Source organism: Blautia ammoniilytica, from assembly GCF_025566965.1.
In the GTDB taxonomy this organism is placed as follows: domain Bacteria; phylum Bacillota; class Clostridia; order Lachnospirales; family Lachnospiraceae; genus Blautia_A; species Blautia_A ammoniilytica.
In genome coordinates this window covers 1-7213 of record NZ_JAOQJL010000062.1, presented here as the reverse complement: position 1 = coordinate 7213, position 7213 = coordinate 1, and the positions used below count along the sequence as shown (strand labels likewise).

The window sequence follows — 7213 nt, the reverse complement described above, 5'->3', positions numbered from 1 at the left end:
TGACAGCACTACATTTTTGTTATTGATACTTCCATCGGCATTTTTCATATGCCCTACCATATACGCCTGATCTACTGAAACCATCTTTTATCCTCCTCTATCTAAACGGCATTTCCTCTTCCATGCCCTCTGGGATCTCTAAGAACCCTTCCGCATCTTCTGGAAACGGTGGTCTGTCAACTATTTTTGCACCTGCAAATTCGATCCGATTTGCATACACTTCAGTTGTATAGATCTTTTTCCCGGTATCCTTATCTTCATAATTACCTGTGACAATCTCGCCTTCCACCATGACCTTCGTTCCCTGCATCAGATAATCTCTGGCAAATTCTGCTTTCTTTGCAAAAGCCTTTACCGGAATAAAACTGACTTCATCGGAATAATTTCTTCTGACTGCCAGAACAAACTTGGCAATCTTATGAAGTCCTCTTTCATTCTCCACTTCGTTGTATCCAGGATTTCTTACCAATCGCCCGGAAATAACTGTTGTATTCATTGGCTTAACCCTCCTATGCTTTCATTGATTTGTAACAGATACCGATACATGGTCCACATTTTCCATAGGCACATCCGTAACATTCATCTTTTTCCAACTCTTCCTGCTTCATTTCATCGGCAAACATTCCTAACAGCGTTGTGTAAATCTTTTTCATTGCCAGGAACTTCTCTTCTGCTTTTTCCATCTTCTCTTTGTAAAATGGAATCAGTCCACGAAGAACTGGATGGAAACGTTCATTTTCATCATCCCAGGCACAGATTTTCATCATACAGCGTGGCTGTTTCTCATAATTGCCCAGATAATACGGGCAGAACGTACAACCTCTTTCTTTAACAATTTCCACCGGAATCACTGGCATCTGACTTTTGATTTCTTTTGTTACATGCTTACTTTCAATTCGCTCTCTCATCTTAAAAATCCTCCAGGTATATATATTTGCAAAAGGGATTTCCCCTGAATTGCCTGATTTTGGGTACAAAAAAAAGAGGCAAGCTTACGATTTTATTTTCGCAAGCCTGCCTCTTATCAAATATTCAATTATTTTCCGATGATATATCGTAAGAAAACGTATACCGCACGGATTACATACACTGGAATCATGATACTTCCAATCAAAGCTCCAATGATGACACTTAATGCAGCCATCCCAAGTGTTGCTGTTATATCCATTCCTTTTGGAATCAGGACCAGCCGCATTTTATGTATTCCAAATGGAAGTCCGGAAAGAAATATCCACCAGAATAAGTCTGTCTGTCCACTGACTTTCATGATGGTGGATACCATCCAGAACCAGAATAGCATAAATGCCAGTGGCAGTATTGATTTTTTAATTACATCTTCTATCATCATCTTTTCATTCCTTCTGTCCAACTTCGCATATCATATTATTGTTTTTCTGCCCATGATGCCAGGAGCATAAATATCACTTCTTCCATCTGAGCTTTAGAATATGACTCAGGAAAATACTGTTTCAGCTTTTTCGCCGGAATCTGTACCTGTACTTTCTCAGTACTTTCATTCATACAGATCTGGTCAATCTCTGAATATGTCAACATCTGCTCTTTTGCAATCTGCTTCAATTCCTTTGCCTGCTTCATAGACGGTACCATATTGTGATTACTCATATACTGAAGCAATATCTGTTGTTCTTCACTTCTCAAATATGAAACTTCAACAGCTGTATTAAAGGGAAGCTTCTTCTCGTCTGCCAGTTCTAAAAGTTCTGCGATTAACTCTGTCAGATGAATATATCGAAGAATCTGTCTGGAACTATCTCCTGTATTCTGACTGACTTCTTCTGCCGCCAACTTCTTGCCAACTTGGCAAGAAGTTAAATCAGACCGTTTTCCCTGACGCTTTAACGCCTCATATTTCATTTTATAAGCGAATGCCTTTTCACTGATCAGCAGCTCTTCTCGTTGAATGTTGGAATCTACCATGATCACCGTCGCTTCATCATCTGTAAGATCTTTGATGATAACAGGCATTTTCTCTAATCCCGCAAGTTCACATGCTCGTTTTCGCCTATGACCAGCTACCAGCTCATAACCACCGGACTCTCTCAATCGCACAATACCAGGAACCAACACGCCATATTGTGTAATGCTTTCTGATAATTCTTCCATTTTCTTATCATCTTTTACTTGAAACGGGTGATTTGGAAATGGATGAAGGCTTCCTATTTCTATCTCACAAATTCCATTGTTTGTTTCTTCGTTTGTTCCAAATAACGCATCAAGTGGCTGTAAGGAAATGGGAGTTGCTCTTTTTTTAGATGGCATCTTTCAGCACCTCCTCCGTCACTCTCCGATAAGCTTCTGTAGCTTTGCCTTTCGGATCATAAGAGAAAATACTCTGTCCTTCTCTGACTGCTTCCTTCATTCTTACAGAAAATGGAATATAATTATCAAAGATATGAATTTGACTTCCATATACATTTCTGAGAAGTTCCATGTTATTTCTGGCATCATTCGTATGAGCATCGACCATCGTAAACAAAATACCTCCGACTTGCAGCTTCGGATTAATCTGCTTACGGACCTTACCGATTGTTTTTAACAACTGCTGCAATCCTTTGATTGGCAGGTAGGATGCTTCAACTGGAATGAGGACTTCATCTGATGCAGCCAGCGCATTAATCGTAATCATTCCCAATGATGGCATACAATCAATGATGACTACATCATATTGATCTTTGATACCATATAAAATCTGTTTCAATACATATTCTCTACTCATTGCATTTACCAACTGTACTTCCGTACCTGCCAGTCCAATGTTAGAACAGATAATGTCTATCCCCTCTGCCTGATGTCTGATAAAACATTCGGAAGGAATATCTTCATCTTTCATTACAGCATCCATAAGAGCAGTAAGTGTTTCATTACTGTCATCACAATCACGATATCCAAATCCTGCGGATACATCAGACTGTGGATCGGCATCTACAATCAACACTTTCATATTCTTTTGTGCTAATCCTACTGCTAAATTAGCTGTACATGCGGATTTTCCCGTTCCCCCTTTTTGGTTTACAATAGAAATAATTCTAGCCATTTTTCATCACCTTTCATCGTCATCAATCAAAAAGAGGACTGAATTAGACATCCGGAATCTATATTCCGTGCGAGCTAATTCAGTCCTATAATTACAATAATTCTGTTGTTTTTACTCTTGTCTTACACAAATCCATTTCCAGTCTGAATCTGTAATAATTCATATTCTGGAATGACAGCGCTGCTTTATTTTTCCCTTTTCAGGAAATTAAAAATAAGGACTAAATTAGTGCAACCCCTTGTATTTACTGGAGTTTTCTAACTTGTCCTTATTATAACTCGACCATGACACAAGAAATGAGGGATAATGATTGGATCACGATGTTCATTCTTAGCCCTCACAATCTCTTCTGCATTATAGGCTTCGTAGATTCTCTTGATAGCACGGTTCACTGCCTGAGGATTATGGATTGTATCAAAACGATTTGTAAAGATGAATCCGCTCATTCCATCAACCACAGCTTCTGAAAAACCTTTTTCCTTCTGGCGATCATATTCTCCCTGAAGTGCTTCATATACCTGCTTCATCATAGGAAGAATTCTAATACCTGCATCCGTCTTAGGAAGTGATACCTTGAACTCACACTTGTAAGTATCATCGCGTCTTGGATAATAGGTCATTGCGTGATTGATGTTAATGGTTCTCTCCTTCAGATCCACGTCCTGCCAACGAAGTCCAACCACCTCACCGATTCTACATCCGGTACCAAGTAACACTGTAAAGAACGGGAGCCATCCAACAAACACCGTGCTCTCAGCAATATAATTCATGAATGATCTCTGCTGTTCAACTGTAAGTGCGTGTCTGATTCCCTTCTTATTTCCAGTCTTCTTTTTCAATTCAGCCATAACACCATCGGATGGATTCATTCTGATAATTCCATCACGAACAGCCAACTGAAATGTCGGATGCAATACGATGTGGATAGTATCCAAAGTGTTAATCTGAATTCCCTTGTTGTGGATGCGGTCATGATAGAAATGAAGCACATCTGAATACTTAATATCTCCAACCTTTTTCTTTCCGAATCTATCCCTTACAAAATGATCATACATGTAAGTGTAATTCGTATAGGTGGTTCTACGAAGCTCTGACTTAGTAGAAATGTATCTGTCAAACACAAAGTTCAAATCTGCGCTTCCAGCCACATACACATCAAGTCCATCGAGCTGATTCTTGATAAGCTTCTCTTCCCTCTCCCTGAGAGTCTTCAAATCTTTGGAATAAATATAGCGTCTTACTCCGTTCGGATCCACATAACCATATACATACTTGCCGTCGCTTGCTCTCTGAAACTCTCCCTTTCTAAGTGCTCTGCCTTTATTATCTTTTCTTGCTGCCATTGTAATCTCCTTTCCAAAATGAAAGAAAAGAGATCTGCACTTATTCTTTTTCTTGGGAGTTCTTGTAAAGCAACTCTATGCCGTCTTTTAATGCTTCGGTCATAGTTTTGTTTATTGATTCAGCATATGCTTTGAGTCTCTGATATTCCCTTTCATTAAATCGAACCGATACCTTATGAACCATCGGCTCATCTAACTTAGGTCTTCCCATATTACTCATTGCTAATGCCTCCTCTCAACTTAAGTACATTTTGCTTATTGCCCGTCAATAAGTCAACCCCTAATTTTCAAAAAATATGTGCAAATCCTTCCCGACTATTCTTTGATTCGAAATGTTTCCAGATACTCTTCAAATACATCACAGTTAACCAATACAAGCTTATTCAACTTGTAAATAGCTCCTGCCTCCTTTGCCATATCCTCAAACTTGGACTGGCACATAGAGTACAGTTCTACGCCCTCTTTGTATCTGACAAATCTCTTGCGGTCTACTTTTTTCTGCATCGTAGTATGCCTCCTTCAAATTATTGAAGCACTGCTTCTACTACAAGCCGAAAATTTAAATCCCCTGAATACTTGGTAATGATTTGCACTATATGATAATACTTTTCTTAAGCTGATATCTTTACACCATTGGTAAACTCATTCCAATGTTGAATAAACATAGCTTGATTTTCTTCCACAAATTTCTGAGCAGTCTTAATTTTGTGTGGCGAAATTTTCCCTGACGTGTTCATAACTTTAAATGTCTGTAAATCAATTTCTATTTCTGCTCCACTACTCTCAATATGAATATGTCCATTATTATGCCCGCAATTTTCGTTAGGATGTATTATAAAACGCATACCATCAAGCTTAGCTACCACTTGAAAATTGGGCTCAAATGAAAAAATATGATAGAACTCTTCCAATTTTAGTATTTCATCACCAGACAACATTATCCTCTCCTACTCCTTATCATTGAACTTTTCTTTCATCATCTCTAGCAGTTCTTGTCTATTAACATCCATGAATACAGCTACTGCAGGATCTGGATTTCCAATATCTGCACCTAACTCACCTGCATAAAACCACATTTCTATAACTAAAGACATCATGTAGCTTTCCATTATTCCTACAAATTGATCAATAGGAAACTTACCTTCTTTTCCAAATACAGAATTACAAAATGTTACTATCTGTTTTGTCTCTTCTGTTGACCTATCGTAGTGAGCTATATTTGTATCAATATAGCTTTTGATTAAATATCTTAACGTCCAATCTTCCGTAACATGTAGTTCAAGCACTTGATTCACTTCTGTCAACAGGTCTTGTCTCTCATATAACAGCAAATAATTTTGAACTGTGCGATTTTTCTTTAAGTTTGGACTTTCAACCAACCAAGCTCTTAGATGACTGAAGTAATAACGAATCGCCATCTTATAAATATCTTCAGAATCACCTGCCTGTTTAATCACATTTGACACGAGCATCCCGGCATCCTGAGCCACATATTCATCATAAAAATATCTAGTTCCGCCTTTTTCTCACAAAGTTTTCGGCAATATGTACATTCCGCTATTTTCTGATAAACCTGCTTTCCATATAAATTGAAATCTCCAGATTCTATGCTCTCAAAAGATTTCCAAACTATTTTTTCGTATTTTATCTTTGACGGATTACCTGATAATATTTCAGCACGATAAATATAATGCCTCCACGGAATACTATCGTCATAATATATCTCTATGAGTTTTACAGATTCTAATTGTACTCCAAGAATTTTGCCAACCTCTTCCATAACAAAAAAAGTGTCATCCTCAGGCATTTTATATCCTTTGGAGATAATCCCTGGAAATTCCATATAAGCCTGATCTGAATTCTGTACTATTAAATATTGTTTTTTCCGATTCTGTACAACAACGGATATTCTTTTCGTCCCTGTACAAGCATACTTTTCCAGTAAAACCCCTCCTTTTTAAGGGCACTGAAAAACTTCCATTTTTTCTTAAGTGGAAGTTTTTCTTTTATATTTTTTCAATTTTTTTTAGAAAAAGCACAAAAAAGCTATGGCTTACTCCATAGCCAGCTCTTCTAATCTTACTATTCGTTTTACATTTGCTGTAAATGCCGTAAAATACATTTGCAGATGCATAGCAAATAGACCTCTCGAATCTGCTTTGCGCAAACCGTGAGCTTCCTTTAATTCTCCATTCTTTTCTTCTATCCTGTGCCGAATCTTCATTCGCTCCTGAAAATATTCACTTTCTTCAAATTTAAGCCGTTCAAGATTTTTCTCGCTTGCTTGCGTAATACTGTAGCTTCGTTCTTTAGCCTTTGATTTCCCTACACGGCAGTTTTTTCTTTGTGAGCATTTCCGGCACTTTACTTTGCTAAATATATATCTTAAATAAGTGTTCCCGTTTTTGGCTGTTCTTTTTTCCACACGCGTGGAAAGCTCTCCGGCAGGACACTGCAACATCCCCGCATCTTTGTTAAAGCAGAAACCTTCCTCAAGGTTTCCGTTTGCTGCTGCAGCTACTGCTGTATTGGTCCTGGCAATCAATGTAATCTCTTTTCCGCAAACTTCCAGATTATCATCACTGACATATGCCATATCGCCTATAACTTCTGTAACTTTTATTCCATTTTCCTTTGCTTTTTCTATCAGTTTTGGTAATTCCTGCCCGTCTGGCGCTCCTCCATCTGTTACACTGATCCCTGCAATGAGACGTTCTTCCGTCATCGCAAGGTGATTTTTATATCCATAAAACGTACTGGTTGCCGTTTTATGCCCGAATCGTGCATCTTTATCCTCTTTGGAGCGGATCTCTTT

12 protein-coding genes are annotated in these 7213 nt (G+C 38.2%); all 12 read right to left on the bottom strand.

Translation table 11 applies throughout. From position 1 onward, the window contains the following. Positions 1-97: 97 nt before the first annotated feature. Positions 98-496 carry a single-stranded DNA-binding protein gene (locus tag OCV61_RS17975; protein ID WP_012744318.1) on the bottom strand — a complete coding sequence of 133 codons (399 nt, stop codon included), beginning with the start codon at positions 494-496 and terminating at the stop codon, positions 98-100. 13 nt (positions 497-509) lie between these two features. Continuing rightward, positions 510-908, bottom strand: a complete 399-nt coding sequence (locus OCV61_RS17970) for a hypothetical protein (RefSeq protein ID WP_012744319.1) — start codon at positions 906-908, stop codon at positions 510-512. Positions 909-1036: 128 nt separating this feature from the next. Then, on the bottom strand, positions 1037-1348 hold the full coding sequence (locus OCV61_RS17965; protein ID WP_012744320.1) for a DUF6050 family protein: 312 nt from the start codon (positions 1346-1348) through the stop codon (positions 1037-1039). Between the two features lie 35 nt (positions 1349-1383). Then, entirely contained in the window at positions 1384-2280 is an 897-nt protein-coding gene (locus OCV61_RS17960) for a ParB/RepB/Spo0J family partition protein (RefSeq protein WP_012744321.1), read from the bottom strand. Beyond that, entirely contained in the window at positions 2270-3055 is a 786-nt protein-coding gene (locus tag OCV61_RS17955) for a ParA family protein (protein ID WP_008703831.1), read from the bottom strand. The genes OCV61_RS17960 and OCV61_RS17955 overlap by 11 nt, the downstream gene beginning before the upstream one ends. Positions 3056-3312: 257 nt before the next feature. Further along, the gene (locus OCV61_RS17950; protein ID WP_158422901.1) at positions 3313-4398 is read right to left on the bottom strand and encodes a site-specific integrase; all 1086 of its coding nucleotides are present in this window, start codon (positions 4396-4398) and stop codon (positions 3313-3315) included. A 40-nt stretch (positions 4399-4438) separates the two neighbouring features. Beyond that, positions 4439-4618, bottom strand: coding sequence for a CopG family transcriptional regulator (locus tag OCV61_RS17945; RefSeq protein WP_158422900.1), 180 nt, complete (start codon positions 4616-4618; stop codon positions 4439-4441). A gap of 95 nt (positions 4619-4713) precedes the next feature. Continuing rightward, the gene (locus OCV61_RS17940; RefSeq protein ID WP_158422899.1) at positions 4714-4902 is read right to left on the bottom strand and encodes a DUF6462 family protein; all 189 of its coding nucleotides are present in this window, start codon (positions 4900-4902) and stop codon (positions 4714-4716) included. A gap of 107 nt (positions 4903-5009) precedes the next feature. Next, the gene (locus OCV61_RS17935) at positions 5010-5336 is read right to left on the bottom strand and encodes a DUF4160 domain-containing protein (RefSeq protein ID WP_158422898.1); all 327 of its coding nucleotides are present in this window, start codon (positions 5334-5336) and stop codon (positions 5010-5012) included. Positions 5337-5345: 9 nt separating this feature from the next. Continuing rightward, the gene (locus OCV61_RS17930) at positions 5346-5864 is read right to left on the bottom strand and encodes a hypothetical protein (protein WP_158422897.1); all 519 of its coding nucleotides are present in this window, start codon (positions 5862-5864) and stop codon (positions 5346-5348) included. After that, a complete protein-coding gene (locus OCV61_RS17925; protein ID WP_158422896.1) occupies positions 5852-6241 on the bottom strand; it encodes a hypothetical protein in 390 nt (129 codons plus the stop codon). The genes OCV61_RS17930 and OCV61_RS17925 overlap by 13 nt, the downstream gene beginning before the upstream one ends. Positions 6242-6451: 210 nt before the next feature. Then, a partial coding sequence (locus OCV61_RS17920; protein WP_158422895.1) for a transposase occupies positions 6452-7213 on the bottom strand: 762 nt, incomplete at its 5' end.

Coding starts and splice junctions, on each gene's coding strand:
- OCV61_RS17975 (WP_012744318.1), bottom strand. CDS start 496: ATGAATACAACAGTTATTTCCGGGCGATTGGTAAGAAATCCTGGATAC.
- OCV61_RS17970 (WP_012744319.1), bottom strand. CDS start 908: ATGAGAGAGCGAATTGAAAGTAAGCATGTAACAAAAGAAATCAAAAGT.
- OCV61_RS17965 (WP_012744320.1), bottom strand. CDS start 1,348: ATGATGATAGAAGATGTAATTAAAAAATCAATACTGCCACTGGCATTT.
- OCV61_RS17960 (WP_012744321.1), bottom strand. CDS start 2,280: ATGCCATCTAAAAAAAGAGCAACTCCCATTTCCTTACAGCCACTTGAT.
- OCV61_RS17955 (WP_008703831.1), bottom strand. CDS start 3,055: ATGGCTAGAATTATTTCTATTGTAAACCAAAAAGGGGGAACGGGAAAA.
- OCV61_RS17950 (WP_158422901.1), bottom strand. CDS start 4,398: ATGGCAGCAAGAAAAGATAATAAAGGCAGAGCACTTAGAAAGGGAGAG.
- OCV61_RS17945 (WP_158422900.1), bottom strand. CDS start 4,618: ATGAGTAATATGGGAAGACCTAAGTTAGATGAGCCGATGGTTCATAAG.
- OCV61_RS17940 (WP_158422899.1), bottom strand. CDS start 4,902: ATGCAGAAAAAAGTAGACCGCAAGAGATTTGTCAGATACAAAGAGGGC.
- OCV61_RS17935 (WP_158422898.1), bottom strand. CDS start 5,336: ATGTTGTCTGGTGATGAAATACTAAAATTGGAAGAGTTCTATCATATT.
- OCV61_RS17925 (WP_158422896.1), bottom strand. CDS start 6,241: ATGGAATTTCCAGGGATTATCTCCAAAGGATATAAAATGCCTGAGGAT.